General features: G+C 63.1%; 18 protein-coding genes. 13 read left to right on the forward strand and 5 right to left on the reverse strand.

Going from position 1 to position 17058, the window contains the following annotated elements; all coding sequences use genetic code 11:
* Positions 1-78 precede the first annotated feature (78 nt).
* From CNX70_RS21690 to CNX70_RS21740, 11 genes are all read left to right on the forward strand, one after another.
* Positions 79-777, forward strand: a complete 699-nt coding sequence (locus CNX70_RS21690; RefSeq protein WP_244198906.1) for a FadR/GntR family transcriptional regulator — start codon at positions 79-81, stop codon at positions 775-777.
* Between the two features lie 108 nt (positions 778-885).
* A complete protein-coding gene (locus tag CNX70_RS21695) occupies positions 886-1908 on the forward strand; it encodes a GGDEF domain-containing protein (protein ID WP_157751208.1) in 1023 nt (340 codons plus the stop codon).
* Between the two features lie 82 nt (positions 1909-1990).
* Positions 1991-3010: a helix-turn-helix transcriptional regulator gene (locus CNX70_RS21700; protein ID WP_096236987.1), complete on the forward strand. Its 1020-nt coding sequence runs from the start codon at positions 1991-1993 to the stop codon at positions 3008-3010.
* Positions 3011-3073: 63 nt separating this feature from the next.
* Positions 3074-3496: a hypothetical protein gene (locus CNX70_RS21705; RefSeq protein WP_096236990.1), complete on the forward strand. Its 423-nt coding sequence runs from the start codon at positions 3074-3076 to the stop codon at positions 3494-3496.
* Between the two features lie 241 nt (positions 3497-3737).
* Positions 3738-4529, forward strand: a complete 792-nt coding sequence (locus tag CNX70_RS21710; protein WP_244198907.1) for a TorF family putative porin — start codon at positions 3738-3740, stop codon at positions 4527-4529.
* Positions 4530-4585: 56 nt separating this feature from the next.
* Positions 4586-6664, forward strand: coding sequence for a methyl-accepting chemotaxis protein (locus tag CNX70_RS21715; RefSeq protein WP_096236996.1), 2079 nt, complete (start codon positions 4586-4588; stop codon positions 6662-6664).
* Positions 6665-6813: 149 nt separating this feature from the next.
* Positions 6814-7431, forward strand: a complete 618-nt coding sequence (locus CNX70_RS21720; RefSeq protein WP_096236999.1) for a hypothetical protein — start codon at positions 6814-6816, stop codon at positions 7429-7431.
* A 144-nt stretch (positions 7432-7575) separates the two neighbouring features.
* Positions 7576-8604, forward strand: coding sequence for an acyl-CoA dehydrogenase family protein (locus CNX70_RS21725; protein ID WP_157751210.1), 1029 nt, complete (start codon positions 7576-7578; stop codon positions 8602-8604).
* Between the two features lies 1 nt (position 8605).
* Positions 8606-9376, forward strand: coding sequence for a PIG-L deacetylase family protein (locus CNX70_RS21730; RefSeq protein ID WP_096237005.1), 771 nt, complete (start codon positions 8606-8608; stop codon positions 9374-9376).
* Positions 9373-10017: a class I SAM-dependent methyltransferase gene (locus CNX70_RS21735; RefSeq protein ID WP_096237008.1), complete on the forward strand. Its 645-nt coding sequence runs from the start codon at positions 9373-9375 to the stop codon at positions 10015-10017. Before CNX70_RS21730 ends, CNX70_RS21735 begins: the two co-directional genes overlap by 4 nt.
* Positions 10014-10730 carry a glycosyltransferase family 2 protein gene (locus CNX70_RS21740; protein WP_096237011.1) on the forward strand — a complete coding sequence of 239 codons (717 nt, stop codon included), beginning with the start codon at positions 10014-10016 and terminating at the stop codon, positions 10728-10730. The genes CNX70_RS21735 and CNX70_RS21740 overlap by 4 nt, the downstream gene beginning before the upstream one ends.
* On the opposite strand, the gene CNX70_RS21745 is transcribed toward CNX70_RS21740, so the two are convergent.
* The 4 genes from CNX70_RS21745 to CNX70_RS21760 all read right to left on the reverse strand — a co-directional run bounded on the left by CNX70_RS21745 (position 10727) and on the right by CNX70_RS21760 (position 14510).
* Entirely contained in the window at positions 10727-12739 is a 2013-nt protein-coding gene (locus tag CNX70_RS21745) for a S9 family peptidase (RefSeq protein WP_096237013.1), read from the reverse strand. The genes CNX70_RS21740 and CNX70_RS21745 overlap by 4 nt on opposite strands.
* Before the next feature lie 255 nt (positions 12740-12994).
* Positions 12995-13402, reverse strand: coding sequence for an RNA polymerase sigma factor (locus tag CNX70_RS21750; protein WP_096237016.1), 408 nt, complete (start codon positions 13400-13402; stop codon positions 12995-12997).
* Positions 13339-13845, reverse strand: a complete 507-nt coding sequence (locus CNX70_RS21755) for an RNA polymerase sigma factor (RefSeq protein WP_096237019.1) — start codon at positions 13843-13845, stop codon at positions 13339-13341. Before CNX70_RS21755 ends, CNX70_RS21750 begins: the two co-directional genes overlap by 64 nt.
* A gap of 2 nt (positions 13846-13847) precedes the next feature.
* Positions 13848-14510 (reverse strand): TonB C-terminal domain-containing protein, encoded by a 663-nt coding sequence (locus CNX70_RS21760; RefSeq protein ID WP_096237023.1) that lies wholly within the window; start codon positions 14508-14510, stop codon positions 13848-13850.
* 196 nt (positions 14511-14706) lie between these two features.
* On the opposite strand from CNX70_RS21760, the gene CNX70_RS28620 reads away from it, so the two are divergent.
* A complete protein-coding gene (locus CNX70_RS28620; RefSeq protein ID WP_167389587.1) occupies positions 14707-15114 on the forward strand; it encodes a site-specific integrase in 408 nt (135 codons plus the stop codon).
* Positions 15074-15292: a hypothetical protein gene (locus tag CNX70_RS21765; protein WP_244198908.1), complete on the forward strand. Its 219-nt coding sequence runs from the start codon at positions 15074-15076 to the stop codon at positions 15290-15292. Before CNX70_RS28620 ends, CNX70_RS21765 begins: the two co-directional genes overlap by 41 nt.
* Before the next feature lie 188 nt (positions 15293-15480).
* Here the strand turns inward: CNX70_RS21765 and CNX70_RS28390 are convergent, their stop codons facing one another.
* A complete protein-coding gene (locus tag CNX70_RS28390; protein WP_157751212.1) occupies positions 15481-16821 on the reverse strand; it encodes a helix-turn-helix domain-containing protein in 1341 nt (446 codons plus the stop codon).
* Positions 16822-17058: the final 237 nt, after the last annotated feature.

Raw genomic sequence — 17058 nt, forward strand, 5'->3', positions numbered from 1 at the left:
TTCCAGCTTCTTCGAGCCACTTCAAATTGCTCGGACCACTTGAAAACAACAAACGAGACAACAACGATGGCGACAGGCATGCAAACGCGGGGCAGGGTCGACACGGTGATGCGCAGGCTGGAGACGGCCCTGCTGGACGGCAGCTTGCCGGCGGGCGCACAGCTGCCGGCCGAGCGCTTGCTGGCGCTGCAATATGGGGTCTCGCGCAATACCGTGCGCGAAGCGGTGCAGCGGCTGGCGGCGCGCGGGCTGGTGCGCAGCCGGCGCGGCGCTGGTGTCTTTGTGACGGATCAATTACGCACCGGCATGGCTTCGCCGTGGAGCCAGCTGGTGGCCGACCACCCCGCCCTGCGCGACGATATCCTGGAATTTCGCCGCGTGCTGGAAGGGGCAACGGCCTATTTTGCGGCGCAACGGGCCAGCACGGACGAGCGCACGCAAATCATGGCGCTGCTGGCCGAGCTGGAACAGGCGCGCGCCAGCGACGACAAGCACGGCGAAGCGCAGGCCGATGCACGGCTGCACGAAGTCATCGCGCAAGCGTCGCACAACACCATGTTCCTGCACCTGCACACCAGCATCATCGGCATGCTGCGCGAACATATCACCCTCAATGGCACGGGCTTGCGCCAGCAGGACGACGCCACCTCGCTGCAACTGCTGTCGCAGCACCGCACCCTGTGCGAGGCCATCTGCGCCAGCCAGCCCGAGGAAGCGCGCACGGCCATGCAAAGCCACATCGATTTCGTGCGCACGCGCGTCACCAGCGAGGAATAGGACGACTGGTAGGACCAATTTGATATGCAGCATGGTGGGGCAATGCGTCGTGGCTTGTCGCAGGGGCGGGCAAGAATGGAGGCCCGATTCGCTATCCGACAGGTTTCCATGCATTTGCACCATGCCACTGACGCTATCCGCAGGCCTGCGCCGCATTCCTTACTGGCCCTGCATGCCGGCGCCAGCGCCATCTTTGCCGTCGCGCTGTTGCCACCGGCCGACTGGCCGCTGGCCCTGGCCTGCTGCCTGGCCATCCTGGCCATGCTGCTGCGGGCCTGGCGCGCATCAGCAACACAGCCTGGCCGCAGCAGCGCCTCCGGCAGCGCGCTGCTGGCGCTGGACCTGGCCGTATTCCTGCTCTGCTATGCCTTGCGCGACACCGATGCCGGCTGGCATGCGGCCGCCTTTTGCATCCTGCTCGCCGCGCCCTATGCCGGCATCACGCGGCACCTGCTGGGCGGCGCCAGCCTGGCCATCGTGGCGAGCCTGGCCTGGCTCGGCCTGCAGGACGAACTCCAGGCCGGCAGCGCCGCCACTTTGCTGCTGCTCAACCTGACCGGCCTCTGTGCCGGCCATGGCCAGCTGCGCCAGCACCGCGAACACTTGCTGCAACACGCCATCCTCGCCGAACAGGCCGTGCGGGACCACCTGACCGGCTGCTACAACCGCCGCTACCTCGATGAGCACTTGCTGGACGCCGAACTTGCACGCTCACAACGCCATGGCCTGTGCCTGACGGCCATCCTGTGCGATCTCGACCACTTCAAGCGCATCAACGACGCGCACGGCCATGCCGCAGGCGATGCCGTGCTGCGCACCTTTGCCGCTCTGCTCGGCAACGCCACGCGCCGTGGCATCGACAGCGTGGTGCGCCACGGCGGCGAGGAGTTCCTGCTGATCCTGCCCGAAACGGACCTGGCTGGCGGCGTGCGCCTGGCCGAACGCTTGCGCGACGGCCTGGTACAGCACATCGGGACAACGGCCAGCTTCGGCGTCGCCTCCCTCGCGTGCGCACCCGGCAGCCAGGCGCCCGGCGCCGCCGCCCTCGTCGCGGCGGCCGACCGCCTGCTGTACCAGGCCAAGCACGCGGGACGCAATTGCGTCAGGGCGACCATGCTCGACGCCCTGTAATTGCCATCGAATCAATGTTACCATTCGTTAACTTATGTACTCATTAGTACACATCCCGCCACTGAAACAGAACGGAACCACCATGTCCGAACACGCGCCCCGCCCTTCCACCATCATGCGCCAATGGCAAATGCTGCGCCTGATACCGCAGGCGCCCCGCACCATCACCGTCGCCGAATTGCACGACAAGCTCAAGGCCATCGACTTTGCCATCGGCGTGCGCACGATCCAGCGCGATTTGCTGGACCTGGCCACGATTTTCCCGCTCACCAATCCAGCCGACAGCAGGCCGTTTGGCTGGTGCTGGATGGAAAATGCGGCGCGCATGGACATGCCGGGCCTGTCGACGCCTGCCGCGCTGACCCTGGCCCTGATGGAACAGCACATGCGCCATGCGTTGCCGCCGTCTACCCTCGACAGCATGCAGCCGTATTTCAGCGCTGCACGCCAGACCCTGAACGCGGCCAGCGAGCGGGCCAGCGCGTCCGCCTGGCTGGGCAAGATACGCGTCATCGCCCCCATGCAGCGGCTGCTGGCACCCCACATCGACGAAGCTTGCCAGCGCACCGTGTATGAAGCGCTGATGCAGAATCGCCAGCTCAAGCTGAGCTACAAGAAGCGCGACAACGATAAGCTCGTCAGCTATGACGCCGTCCATCCGCTGGCCATCGTGCAGCGCGGCCAGCTGCTCTACCTGGTATGCCTGTTCGCCGACTACCACGACGTGCGCACCCTGGTCCTGCACCGCGTGCAGCAGGCGGAAATGCTCTTCCTATCCGCGCGCGCGCAGCCAGGCTTCGACATCGACGCGTATATTGCCTCCGGCGCCATGGGCATCCGCGAGGGCGAACCGCTGCGGCTGGAAGCCGTGTTTGCCCGGCGCAGCGGCGAACACCTGTACGAGACGCCGCTGAGCGCGGACCAGCAAGTGCAGGCACGCGCCGATGGCTCGCTGCACCTGACCGCCACCGTGCCCAGCACGCGCGAACTGCAATGGTGGCTGCTGGGCCTGGGCGATGGCGTGGAAGTGCTGGCGCCCGCCGCGCTGCGTGAACAGATGAAAAGCACCATTGCCAGCATGGCCAGCCGCTACACCAGTTGAGGACAGCCCCCGGCGGCGGCAAAAACTGCTACCATCGCGCGCCGCCACTTACTTCACCCTCGCATGACCGTCCTCGCCCACACGCATCCGCTGGTACTCCAGCTGGAAAACGACTTGCTGCCCCTGTTCCGCGCCGCCCTGCCGCCACTCGCGGCCGCCGCGCCGCAGGTGCTCGCCTCCGTCTTCGCCTTTTCCAGCGGTACGGCCAGCGCTTTCGAGGATTATCATTTCGGCATTTCCTGCCTGCTCGCAGACGTGTCCGAAGTGCCTGAGGATGCCCCGGAAGAAGTCGCCCTGCTGGTCAGCGTCACTGGACTCGACGCCGGCGCCCGGCTGAGCGCACAGGTCGTCTGGGGCCAGCCATCGGGCCTGGTGGAAGCGCACGCCGAGCTGGATGCTGGCGACCTGCCTGCCCTGCATGCGGCCCTGCCCCGCCTGCTGGCCAGCTTGCGACAGGCAGCCAGCCGTGGCGCGCCCGCAATATGACAGGCGCATGAAAAAGTTCCAGGAAACAACAACTTACGATTTCTGTAGCGCAACTTTATTGACTTCCACTAGCCCTAGCCCCTATCCTTTCAGTTACGTTTGGTGAGAATGTTTGCATGTTGCTGTGAACCTGCAAACGGCGTCGCCTTGCTTGCGCAAAGTCCTCCCGCATTTAATTTATTGCAACCATCAGGGCAACGTGCCTGGACGGCCGCTGCCAGCAAATACGGAGCCGACTGCCATGCCATCGAACCGCCATTTTCCTGCAACATCCTTGCTGGGCTGTGTCTTCCTGCTCGCCGCGCTGCCCCTGCAGGCGCAGACCACGGACAGCACTGCCGCCACCTTCAGCGCGAATGCCAGCCTCACCTCGCAATACATTTCGCGCGGCTTTCGCCAGACCTGGGGTAAGCCGGCCCTGCAAGCGGGTGCCGACTACGCGCACCCGAGCGGCTGGTCGCTGGGAACCTGGGCGTCCACCGTCAGCGACCGCTATGTCGAGGACGCAACCGTCGAATGGGACCTGTACGGCGGCTACAGCGGCACGCTGGGCGAACTGGGCTACAGCGTACTGGCGTATTACTACAAGTATCCGGGCGCCGTCTACCGCGCCACAGGCGTCAAGTACGACTATGGCGAACTGTCGCTGGGCCTGAGCTACAAGATGCTGTACGCCAAGTACAACCATACCGTCACGCGGGACTTCTTTGGCATTACGAATGCGCGCGGCACGGGCTACCTGGACGTGGGCGCGAATGTCGACCTGGGTAATGCCTGGACCTTGAATCTGCACGCCGGCAATGGCCGGGTGGCGGGCACGGGTAATGCCATCTGGAACTGGCGCGACGCCAAGGTCGGCGTCACCAGGGCCTTCGATGGCGGCTGGAGCCTGAGTGGTGCCGTGACGCGCGCCTGGGGCGCCACCGATGCCTACGATCATTACACGCTGGGCATCCCGAATGCGGCGGGCCAGTTCGACACCTCGAACCCCGCCGCGACGACCTTCGTGCTGGCCATCAGCAAGACGTTCTAGGCGCGCTACCCGCGACGCCCGAGACACCGCTACCTCTCCCATCAAGGAACAGCATCATGCAACTTTCTCTCAACAGCAAAATCTGCGTCGCCGCCACCGCGCTCGCCATCCTCAGCCTGGGCGTCACGGCGGCGGTGATCGGCTACAAGAGCAGCGCCAGCGCCGAGGCGGCCGCACTGGAACTGGCGCGCACGTCGGCACGCGAAGTGTCGGGCGCCCTGCAGGCACGCATCGCCAGCAACCTGGCCAGCGTTTCCAGCCTGGCTGGCGCCATGCGCGGCACCAAAAGCGCCAGCCTGCCCCTGCAGCGCGAGCAGATCAATGAACTGACCAAGGCCACCCTGAGCAGTTCGGAAGACTTGCTGGGCGCTGCCGTGACGTGGGAACCCAACGCGCTCGACGGCAAGGACGCGGAATTTGCCAACCAGAAGCCGTACTACGACGCCAGCGGCCGCTTCATGCCCTACTGGACGCGGGGCGCCGGCGGCAAGCTGCAAGTCGAACCCATCGTCTTCGACCCGAAGCCGGGCGCCAACGACTGGTATGACGTCCCCAAGCGCACCGGCAAGACGTACTTTACGGAACCGTATATTTATCCCGTCGATGGCAAGGATGTGCTGATGGCTTCGCTGGTGGCGCCCATCATGATCGACGGCGGCTTCAAGGGCGTGGCCAGCGCCGACTTCATGCTCACGCGCCTGGCGAAAATCCTGGCCGGCCTGAAAGTGATCGAGGGCGGCAAGCTGGCCCTGATCTCGAACGGTGGTCTGTACGCCAGCCACCCAGTACCTGAGCGGCTGGGCAAGAAGGCCGACGACGTGCCGGCAGCCGGCCTGGAAAAGGTACGCCAGGGCCAGCCGTATGAATACGAGGATGGCCAGGGCTACATCCATTTGCTGCAGCCCTTGCAGATCCACCCCGATATCGCGCCCTGGAGCGTGGAACTGAATTTCCCGAAAAGCGTGGCCATCGCCTCGGCGCGCGACCTGATGACCTACACCCTGATCGTCGCCCTGCTGTGCGCGGCCGCCACGGCCGGCATTTTGATCCTCGTCGTCAACCAGCTGACGCGACCGCTCCGCACCCTGGGCCGCACCATGACGGACCTGTCCAGCGGCGACGCCGACCTGCGCGTGAAGCTGGAAGTCAAGGGCACGGACGAGCTGGCCGTCATCGGCAAGGGCTTCAACGCCTTCGTGGAAAAGATCCACGCCGTGCTGCTGCAAGTGCAAGCCAGCGCCGACAATGTGGCGCGTGCCAGCGCGGAAATTGCGCAAGGCAATAACGACCTGTCGGCGCGCACGGAACAGCAAGCCAGTTCGCTGGAAGAGACGGCCGCCTCGGTGGAAGAGCTGACGGGCACGGTGAAGGAAAACGCCGACCATGCGCGCCAGGCGAATCAACTGGCCGCTTCCGCATCGAGCGTGGCGCAAAAGAGCGGCGAAGTGGTTGGCAAAGTCATCGCAACCATGACCTCGATCAATGACTCGTCGAACAAGATCGTCGACATCATCAGCGTCATCGATGGCATCGCCTTCCAGACGAATATCCTGGCGCTGAACGCGGCCGTGGAAGCGGCGCGCGCGGGTGAACAGGGGCGTGGCTTCGCCGTCGTTGCCACGGAAGTGCGCAACCTGGCGCAACGCTCGGCGGCGGCGGCCAAGGAAATCAAGCTGCTGATCGACGATTCCGTGGGCAAGGTGGCCGCCGGCAGCAAACTCGTCGATGAAGCGGGCGCCACCATGGAGCAGGTGGTCGACAGCGTGCGCAAGGTTACCGCCATCATGGCCGACATCAGCGTCGCCACCACCGAGCAAAGCGACGGCATCGCCCAGGTCAACCAGGCGCTGGCGCAGATGGATGGCGTGACGCAACAGAACGCGGCCCTGGTCGAGGAAGCGGCAGCCGCTGCCGAAAGCCTGCAAGACCAGGCCAGCCATCTGGCCCAGGTCGTGAGCGTGTTCAAGCTGGGTGAGCAGGTGCGCCAGACGGCACCGGCAGCAAGCGTGGCCACGCCGCGCACCGTGACGCCAACAACACCAGCGCCCGCCAAGCGCCTGGCAGTTGCCAAGCCGCAAGCAACGCCGCGCGCGGCCGCCAAGGCACCGGCCGGCGATGACTGGGAAGAGTTTTAAGCGTGCCAGCCTGCCGGCCTGCCGGCAGCGAGTTGCTCTTGATTTAAATCAAGTCACCAATAGATTCGGTGAGAATTGAACCCCATCCGTCCTCCTATAATCAGGCAGCGCTTACGGCACGCGCCGCTGCCGGATGAAAAGGAAGATGGATGAAAAAACTATTGGCAGTATTGGCGGGTTCGGCCACGGCACTCCTGACCGGCTGCGGTGGCGGTGGCGGTACGACACAGCAGCTTGCCGGCGATTCCGGCAGCGCCTCGCCGCTGGCCGCATATATCGGCACCTGGCAGTCGGCCTGCGACCATCACGACCGTCAAACGCTGGTCATCGCCATCAAGAGCGACGGCAGCGGTTCGCTGGAACTGACGCCAACCGGCGAAACCTACTTCAAGGCCGATTGCTCCGGCCCCGTGGTCGCGACAGACAGCATCAACGCGAAGATCACCGGCAAGCCGGACGGCACCGCCGACATGCTGATCAAGCTGGCGGAAAACGCCGCCGCAACGAGCTTGCGCGTCGACAAGATCACCTCGTCGATCCCTGCCTATACCTTCCAGCGGACCGGTACCACCGTGAAATATGTACTGCGGGATGGCAAGAACAACTGGTGCGTCGACGTGGACAATGGCGATTCCTGCATGCAGGACGACGGCATGCAGCCAGCACTCAGCGTTCCCGGCGGCCTGTCCTTGCGCGGCAACGACCTGTACACGGTGATGCTGGACAAGGGTGCGTATGTGCTGGACATGCACTACGTGAAAAAATAAGCGCTGGATCTGCTGCGGGGCCACCCGGCCCTGCGGCTTGCCGCGACCGCGCCATAAACTTGAGGCCGTTAGCGAGTGTATGTGCAAAATCGAACATACATTGCGAAAACAGAAAGCTATTCTGTTGAAAAACAGGAGCTTGCCATGTCGCCCAACGCTTTCCCCCTACCCTCCCACGCTGCGCTGGCCGCGCTGCTGCAGCCACAGGACGGCGCTTTCCACCCAATAGAAGGCTTGCGGCGTTTGCGCGGCGCGGGGCTCGACCAACTGCCCCTGCCCGGTCACGGCGCCACCCTGCAGCGCTGGCAAATGCTGGCCGCCATCGCCGCCATCGACCTTTCCCTGCTCAAGCTGTACGAGGGCCATACCGATGCGCTGGCCATCCTGGCGGAAATCGACGGCCCCGGCGTCCCGGCCGGCAGCAGCTGGGGCGTATGGTGCGCGGAAATGCCGGGCGCGCGCGTGCAGTTGCAGCAGGCGGCCGATGGCCGCCATGTGCTCGAGGGCCGCAAGGCCTGGTGCTCCGGGGCGAATGGACTCAGCCATGCCTTGATCAGCTGCTGGAATGAGGACGGCCAGGCTTGCCTGGCATCCGTGGCGCTGTCGCAGCCCGGTGTGCACGTCACGGATGAAGGCTGGCAAGCCGTCGGCATGCTCGCCTGCGCCAGCGTCGATGTGACTTTTTCCGGCGCGCGGGCCTTTCCCGTGGGCGCTCCGGGCGCCTACCTGGAGCGTCCCGGCTTCTGGCATGGCGGCGCCGGCATCGCGGCCGCCTGGTATGGCGCGGCCTGCGCCGTCGCCAGCCACCTGCATGCGCGCGCGCAGCACGCCGCGCCCGATCCCGTGCGCCTGGCGCAACTGGGGCAGATCGACTGCGCGCTGCGCGCCACCGGCGCCCTGCTGCGCGAAGGCGCCGCCGAAATCGACAGGCATCCGCAAAGCGATGCGATGGCCCTGGCGCTGCGCCTGCGCCTGACGGTGGAAGACGCCGCCACCCAAGTCCTGCACCTGGCCACGCGCGCGCTGGGCGCCGGCCCCCTGTGCCGCGATGCCCGCTTCGCGCGCCTGGCGGCCGACCTGCCCGTCTTCCTGCGCCAGAGCCATGCGGAACGCGACCAGGCCGTGCTGGGCGGCATCGTCGCCGGCGCCGAAGACCATCCGTGGGCGCTCTGACATGCTGGCCCAATCCGATAGGCAAGCGCGCCGCATCGAAGGCAGCGGTACGCCGGACCAGGTGTGGCTATCCTGGCCGGGGCTGAACGACCTGCCCGGCATCGACGCGCACGCCCTGGTGCCGCCGGGGGCGCGCGCCGTCATCGTCGCGCCCCATCCCGACGATGAAATCCTCGCCTGCGGCGGCTTGCTGCAACTGCTGGCGGCGCAGGGCAGCCAATTGCTGTTGATCGCCGTCACCGATGGCGACGCCAGCCACCCGGGCTCGCCCCTCTGGCCGCAGGAACGCCTGCGCCAGGTGCGTCCGCAAGAATCCGCGCAGGCGCTGGCCACGCTGGGACTGGCGTCGCCCGCATGGCTGCGCCTGCAGCTGCCCGATGGCGGCGTGGCCGGCATGACGCCGCAGCTGAGCGCCACATTGGCAGCCCAGCTGCGTCCCGGCGACAGGGTCTTCACCACCTGGCGCCTGGACGGCCATCCGGACCATGAAGCATGCGGCCGGGCCTGCGCTTCGGCCTGCGCGGCCAGCGGCGCCACCCTGGTGGAAATGCCCGTCTGGGGCTGGCACTGGGCCGCGCCGGGCGACACGCGCGTGCCGTGGCACCGCGCGCGCCGCCTGCCCTTGCCGGCCCCCATCCTGCAGCGCAAGCGCGCGGCCCTGCGCTGCTTCGCCAGCCAGATGCAAGACGACCCGTCGACGGGCCGCCCCGCCATCGTCGCCGGCGACGCCTTGCAACGCCTGCTACATGCCTGGGAGGTGTATTTTTTATGAACCCATCTTCCACACCGGACGATCAGCGCGGCAGCTATTTCGAACAGCTGTACCGCCAGGATAGCGATCCGTGGCGGGTGCGCCAGCGCTGGTACGAGGAGAGAAAGCGCGCCCTGCTGCTGGCCAGCCTGCCGCAGCGGCGCTACTGCCACGCCTATGAACCGGGCTGCGGCAATGGCGAGCTGACGCTCGAACTGGCGCGGCGCTGCGAGCGCGTGCTGGCGGCCGACCTCTCGGCCGAAGCGATGGGGCTGGCGCAGCAGCGCCTGCTGGACGCGGGGTGCGGCGCCAACGTCAGCCTGGCGCAGCACCGGCTGCCGCAGGACTGGCCGCGCATCCTGCCCGGCGCCGAGAAGTTCGACCTGATCGTCCTGAGCGAGATCGCCTATTACCTGTCGGTGCAAGAGCTGGCGCGCGTGGTCGAACACAGCATCGCCAGCCTGGCGCCGGGTGGCAGCATCGTCCTGTGCCACTGGCGCGCGCCGTTCGCGCAGCGCATCGTCTCGACCGTGCGCGTACATGCGGCCTTCCAGGACGCGCCCGGCCTGCACCGCGTGCTGCGGCACGAAGAAAGCGACTTCCTGCTGGGGATCTGGTCAAACGATGCGCGCTCGGTGGCGCAACGCGAGGGCTTCGCATGATCGGCGTGGTGGTGCCCGTGCATAACGAGGAAGCGTGCCTGGGCGCCTGCCTGGAAGCGTTGCGCCTTGCCGCCACCTGTCCCTTGCTGCATGGCGAGGCGGTGTGCATCGTCGTCGTGCTCGATGCCTGCAGCGACCAGTCGCAGCGCATCGTGCTGGCGCATGCCATGCAGGCGGACCTGCGCTGGCGGCTCGACTGCCTCGCCATCCATGCGCAGAACGTGGGTAGCGCGCGCGCCGCCGGCGCGCAGCAGCTGCTGCAGCGCGGCGCCCGCTGGCTGGCCTTTACAGATGCGGATACGCGCGTATCGCCCTCCTGGCTGAGCACCCAGCTGGGCCTGGACGCCGATGCCGTCTGCGGCACGGTGGCGGTGGACGACTGGTCGCCGCACGGGCCCAGTGCCGCTGCGCTGCGCCGGCACTTCGCCCATACCTATACCGATGCCGACGGCCACCGCCACATCCATGGCGCCAACTTCGGCGTGCGCGCCAGCGCCTACCTGCGCGCCGGCGGCTTTGCCCCATTGGCCTGCAGCGAGGACGTGGCCATGGTCGCCGCGCTGCAAGCGTGCGGTGCACACATCGCCTGGAGCGCCGCACCGCGCGTCACCACCAGCGCCCGCCGCCATGCCAGGGCACGCGGAGGCTTTGGCGATACCTTGCTGCAGGTGGTGGCGGCGCTGGAAGCCTCCACGCACCTGACGCCGACCTAGCGCATCGCCTCCTGCAAACCCGGCGCAAATTCGGCGCCGTGCTTGACCTGCGCGGTGGATGCCTTCAGGGTCGCGCCGATCGGCTCGGCGCGGCCAGCCAGGCACTGCCCCAGGAAGTTTTCCGTCACCGCATTGAAGGCGATGTTGTTGACGGGCCGGGCAAAGCCATGGCCTTCGTCGGGGAACAGCACATACGTGACGGGGATATTCTTGGCCGCCATGGCCGCCACGATCTGGTCCGATTCCGCCACGTTCACGCGCGGGTCGTTCGCCCCCTGGCCGATCAGCAGCGGGCGCTGGATATTCTGCGCAAAGTTCAGCGGCGAGCGCTCCTTCAGCAGCGCGCGGCCTTCTTCCGTGGTCGGGTCGCCCATGCGCTTGTAAAACTGCTGCTTGCCCGCTTCCCAGTACGGCGGAATCGTTTGCAGCAGAGTAAACAGGTTCGACGGGCCGACGATGTCGACGCCGCAGGCGAACGTGGTGGGCGTGAATGCCATGCCGGCCAGGGTGGCGTAGCCGCCATATGAGCCGCCCATGATGGCCACCTTGTCGGCTGTGGTCACGCCGCTTTTGACGGCCCATTGCACGGCGTCGAGCAAGTCGTCATGCATCTTGCGGCCCCACTGCAGGTCGCCGGCCGAGATGAATTGCTTGCCGAAGCCCGTCGAACCCCGGTAATTCACCGACAGCACCGCATAGCCGCGGTTGGCCAGCCACTGGTGGTAGCCGTTGTAGCCATAGGTATCACGCGCCCATGGCCCGCCGTGCACCAGCAGCACCATCGGCACCGCCTGCGATGGCACGCCGCCGGCGCCCGCCTTCGATGCCTGCGGCAAAGTCAGGTAAGACACCAGGGTCAGGCCGTCGCGTGCCTTGATTTCCTGTGGGTACATGGGCAGCAGCAGCGCGCCTTCCAGTTCCGGCCGCGTGACGTACAGTTGCGTCAGCTTTTTGGTCTTGCGCTCGTACAGCCAGCTCGATGGCGGCGCCGTGACCGCATCGACGGCCACCAGCCATTTATCGTCGGCATCCGTGCGCGACATCACCGTGAACTGGCCTTGCGTATTTTTTTTCAGGAAGGCCAGGTCGCCTTTCAACTCGTCCGCCAGCGGCAAGTATTGCTGCTGCAGATAATTGACCGTATACGCTTGCACCTTGCCCGTGCGCATATCGTACAGCGCGTTCGCAATGTCCGCGCGCGGGTCTTGCGCCACCAGCGTGGTCTTGCCGCTGGCGACGTCCTGCGCCAGCAGCGCCGAGGTATTGCGGCCGCGCGAATCGGTCCAGTACAGGGTCTTGCCATCGACCGTGAACGCCAGCGGCTCCGTGGTCTGCGCATCTTCCAGGCCCACCTCGGCTAGCGGCGTGCTCTCGGCCTTGCCATCGGTCAGGCGAAAATACTGCATGCCGCCATCGGCACGCGCCTTGCTGGCGATGCGCAGCTTGAGCTGCCCGTCGGCCAGGTAGTCGCCATAGCCGTCATTTTGCTGCACCAGGGTCAGCTTGCCGCTGGCCAGGTCCAGGCTGTACACGTCGTGCCAGCGCGCATCGCGGTTATTGATGCCCACCAGGATGCGGTCCTTCACCTTGCTGCTGATGTGGATGATACGCACGCGCGTTTTCTCGAATGGCGTGTAATTGACCAGCTTGCCGCTCGCCACGTTGACGCCATACAGCAGGAAGTTTTCATCACCGCCCTTGTCCTGGATGAACAGCAGGGTCTTGGAATCGGGCGACCAGAAACTGCTGCGGATGGGCCGCACTTTCTCTTCGGTGAGCGGCCGCGCCTGCGCCAGGTCGCCGGCCGGCGCCACCCACACATTGAGCACGCCATCGCGCGGCGCGATCCACGACAGCCACTTGCCATCCGGGCTGAGCTTGCCACCGGACTTGCTGGGATTGCCGAACAACTTGGTCCGCTCGATCAGCGGCGTTTCCTCGACAGGGACTTGGGCGTGCGCCGGCAGCGCGGCGGCAAACAACAGGACGGGCAGGACATAGCGAATCATGGACACCTCATGGTTGATGAATGAAGGGAAAGATCACATTGCATGTGCCAGCAAATCATAGGCCAAAGCCGTGTTGCCAGGTTGACTACAGCGACAGAGGACGGAAATCGGGGGATAGAAGGGCGAAAACGGGGGATGACAGGTGCGTCAAGTCACTGACGCAAGCGCGGCCAGGAGCTTACTTAGAGCCTACCCCGGTAGATGAATACATCCCCTGCTGGGATAGGCTCTTGGCAAACGCCGCCAGCCTCCTTGTCAGTGCCGGATGCCGCGTCGTTCGCGCGCCATCGCAGTGGGCTCTGCAGCGAGCACCTTGGCCTGCCAGCGGCGCGAGAAACCTCGCCGGGACTGGCTGATGCCCCCGATCGCATTCTGCCCGGTTTCCTGGGCACAGTGGTCCAGGGCCTGGCGCAGCATCGTATCGACGCTGGTCAGGGAAACCTGATACTCGTCCGCGACTTCCTGGCGCGTCCTTTCGTCGATCCTAAGGGCAAGCAGAACAGAACGGTGCCGATACGGCATGCGCTGCATCGCGCGCTCGACCGCGGCCAAATCGGAACGGGCCAAAGCAATCAGGTCCGGACCGGGGGCCGGGTCGGTCAGATGCTCGATTGCAGCGTCATCGTCGTACTGCGAAGAGCGCTTGCCGCGCAGCTGGTCCATCGCGACGTTGCAAGCCGTTGTGCGGCCTCTTTTTGCGTCACGCCTTCTGCATGCACGAGCAGCGCGACGGCCCGACGGCGCTCGGGCATCCGATCAAGAAGCTGGAACAAGCCATCGAGGTCCGAGCGTATCTCGGCGGTCCGGGCCGGCCCGGGCGCCGGATCCACCATTTCCTCCAGCAATGCATCGATATTATCGCCTGACAGCAGGCGGCTGTGCCGGCGCTGGACATCCACCGCAATGTTGATCGCCATGCGGGACAGGTAGGCACCCGGGTTCTGAATCGGCCCTTGGGCCTCGCTGCCCTTCAGCCGCAGCCAGGTGTCGTGCAGCGCATCGCCGGCATCCTCGGCATTGCCCAGCTTGCGCGTCAGGCGCTGTTTGATGGATGTGTAGTGCTTGCCCAGATAGTTCAGCAAGAACAGCTGCGTGCCGTCGGACATGGCTAGCCCGCCCCCGCTTGCCGCTCGCACTGCGGCCCGGCATCCGGGGCATTCGGTGCAACCAGCATGGTCAAGCGCTGCCGCGCGATCGCCGCTGGCGGCAGGCGGCCGGTGTGCACGGCGCGCAGCGTGTGCAGCAACGCGGCATCGCGGCGGGCATCGCCGCTGCTGCCGAGAAGACGCACGGCGCCGATGCGGCCATCCGGCTCCAGGTAAAACTGCAGCAAGGAAGTATAGTTGCCCGGCCGGGTACGCGCATCCGAGCACAGCGCTTGCCAGATACGCATCTGGACCAGTCCGGCGTAACCATCCTCACGGAACAGTTCGGCCAAGCCATGGCGCGGCACTGCGGATGCCGGCGCTGCCGCTGCCATGCCGGCCTCTTTCAGAATGAATGTCTGGCCCAGGCCAGAACTGCGCTTGTCCGCCATCAGCCCCGTACCTTGCAGCAGGATGCGCAATGCGCCTTCGGCCGAGTGAAGGCCGTGTACCGGCGTGGAGGTACGGGCATGCACGAGATCGCTGGGAAACAAGGCCAGTTGTCCGGTGCTGTCCGCATACTGGTTCAGTGCCGCATTCAGCGGCTGCGCCGGGATGTTGAAAGCAATCGCAGGCGTAGCCGCGTCAGGAACGGGATTGCCACGTGCAACGCCCGCGGGCGGCATCTCAGGAGAAGCGCCAAGGGCGTCTGCCGCTGATCCGATAAGCCCACCCAGTACCCAGAAGAGCGCCATCGCGCTACAGCTCAACGCGCCGCTGTACACACGCCCGCAACGGTGCTGCAAGGGCCATGGCAGGAGGACGGAGCGAATCGGCAAGGTAGGCACACCATTCTGAAAAGGTGCATGGTGGCATTCAAATGTGACGCTGTCGTTACATCAATACCAGTCAATCCTGGGGCTGGCGGAACGCAATGGCACGGGCTTGAGCATCCCGACGGCCAGCCGCCCCATGTTCGCCTGCCTCATCGACATGTCCTATCTACTGTTGGCGCGCGGCATCGATATCCGCATGCTGAAAGAATCGCAGATCGAGGATGGACGGATCAGGATCAAGCCAAGCAAGACACAAAAAACCAGCGGCAAGGCCGTCGACATTATCGTCACGCCTGAGATTGCCGAAGTGATCGCCCGCGCCCGTGGACTGAAAATCAAGTATGGGCTTGATCAGTCAGTTCGTGTTTCCGACGCAAAAAGGCGGCGCATACACCCGCTCGTGCCTTGGTTCGATGTGGGATCGCGCAAAGGAGCGCATTGGCATGAAGGATGATGTGGTATTCCGCGATATCCGGGCGCTGGCGGCAAGGGATGCGGCACGGCGCGGCGAGAACCGCAGCGACATTCAAAAGCGCCTGGTACACACTTCAGGCAAGACCACGGATATTTACATCAAGGAAGTGATTGCCGATGTTTCCGAGATTCCGATGTCCTTACCGTGGATTAAGTGATGCAAACCGCACCTTTCTCACAAGCAGATATCCCGCTTGCAAAAAATTCGGTGCGGTTCTTACCAGTCGGCTATGAACATGGCTCACATTGCATTTACTCAACAAATTAGATAGCGAATACATCAACACTTATTATCTCAGGTTGAATAAACCAACTAGTCTAGCAACTTACGGCATTGTGAACAAATTCATAATGGGAGGACCGCTTGAGCTGGCACTTGCGGGGCAGCTCTTTGGCTACGCACAACCCATCCGCGGGAAGTGATATTGATCGTTCTGCGACGATCATCGGTTTCGTCGATTGCGCTTTCAACCAAATTAGCTTCCTCCAGATCTTTGATGTGCGGACGTAAAGCTTGTGGACTCTCGAACCCATAATCGCCAAATTCGCTTGGCGACATGCCTCCGCCTTTTATAGCTAAGTCATCAAATACTTTCCAAGCTCGCCCCTTTACACCAACAGTCGCCTTCAAGTACCTTGTAGCCATCTCAGTCATCCATTCCTCTAATTTTGCCAGTTTTTCAGAGGGGGTCAACTGAATTAGGATATTTTCAGCAGTTGAAATAGAAAAATCTTCGCTATACTTCATTGCATTACGCAAATTATTATTACCAATTCGATAAACGTAATCAAAGCCCATTTCATCAACTGGGGCTACCATTTTCTGGACTACGCCGTTCACTTCGCCTAGCTCAAATACTTTAAGTCGAGCCGCGATAAGTTTTTTAATGCAGTCATGACCTATAGGATTGATATCCGTTGGTTCCGAAAGAACACCCTGCATACGCTGAGTCGACGCAGCGGCCCTTACTATTCCACGAGCTCCACATAAAACCCAACGAAGCCCCGTGACACTTAGCACTTCATCACGAATTTCCTCTAACAAATTTCTGGCATTCTTTGAGGTCTCAAGAAGCTCTAGATTATCTATAACACATAAAAAACCACCCGAAGACTTTTCGGGGAAACACTCTTTCAACCATTGTGTGACCGTAGCAATAAAACCAGCCTCGGTAAAACCCGTAGATGAGTTCGTTGTAGTACTAACTGTAGCATTACCTCCAACGCCCAAAATACTAATACCACCACCAACAGAGCCGAATGTAGGTGAATTCAGCCAGAGATTGATATTTTCGACATCAGGAACCTTGAATCCATTACTCTTCAGAAGCTGATGATTATCAATGAAAGCTTGAGCAATCACAAAGAAAACACGCCTCTTAAATGTTGCAGAAGTATCATTCGTGGTAAGTTGAAATGGTGTGGCCAAAGGCAAAATTGCTTGCTTCGTAGCACCAGTAATAAATTCTGTCTTTAACTTATAACCGGCCACTCCAACCAAACTGGTTTTTCCTACCCCATTAGGGCCTTCCAGTGTCGGGTGAGTGTCAGAGTTCCTGATGTATTTTATTAATAAATCAAGTTCATCTTCTCGTCCAACCAAGAGCTTCTCCCCTCGTGCATCAGCAGGGATAGGCATTGGGCTGTATGGATTTTGCGAAAAACCCAATCGTTTCCAAAGTGTCATAAATTCCTAGTTGTAGTATTTGTTGAATTACATTGACCAACTAAACCGTTACTTGATGATTTTTTAGAGCGTGCCAAGGATGCAACGGACTGAGTAAGAATCTTTGTGTCGATACCTGAAAATCGATGAAACTAAATACATTCGGAACAACATCTCCGCGTCTAGTGACACGCAATTTTATGTCGAGAAAACGGAAAAACCCAGCACCGATATTATACAAACGTATAATATACAGTA

Source organism: Janthinobacterium svalbardense (assembly GCF_002327145.1).
Taxonomy (GTDB): Bacteria; Pseudomonadota; Gammaproteobacteria; order Burkholderiales; family Burkholderiaceae_D; genus Janthinobacterium; species Janthinobacterium tructae.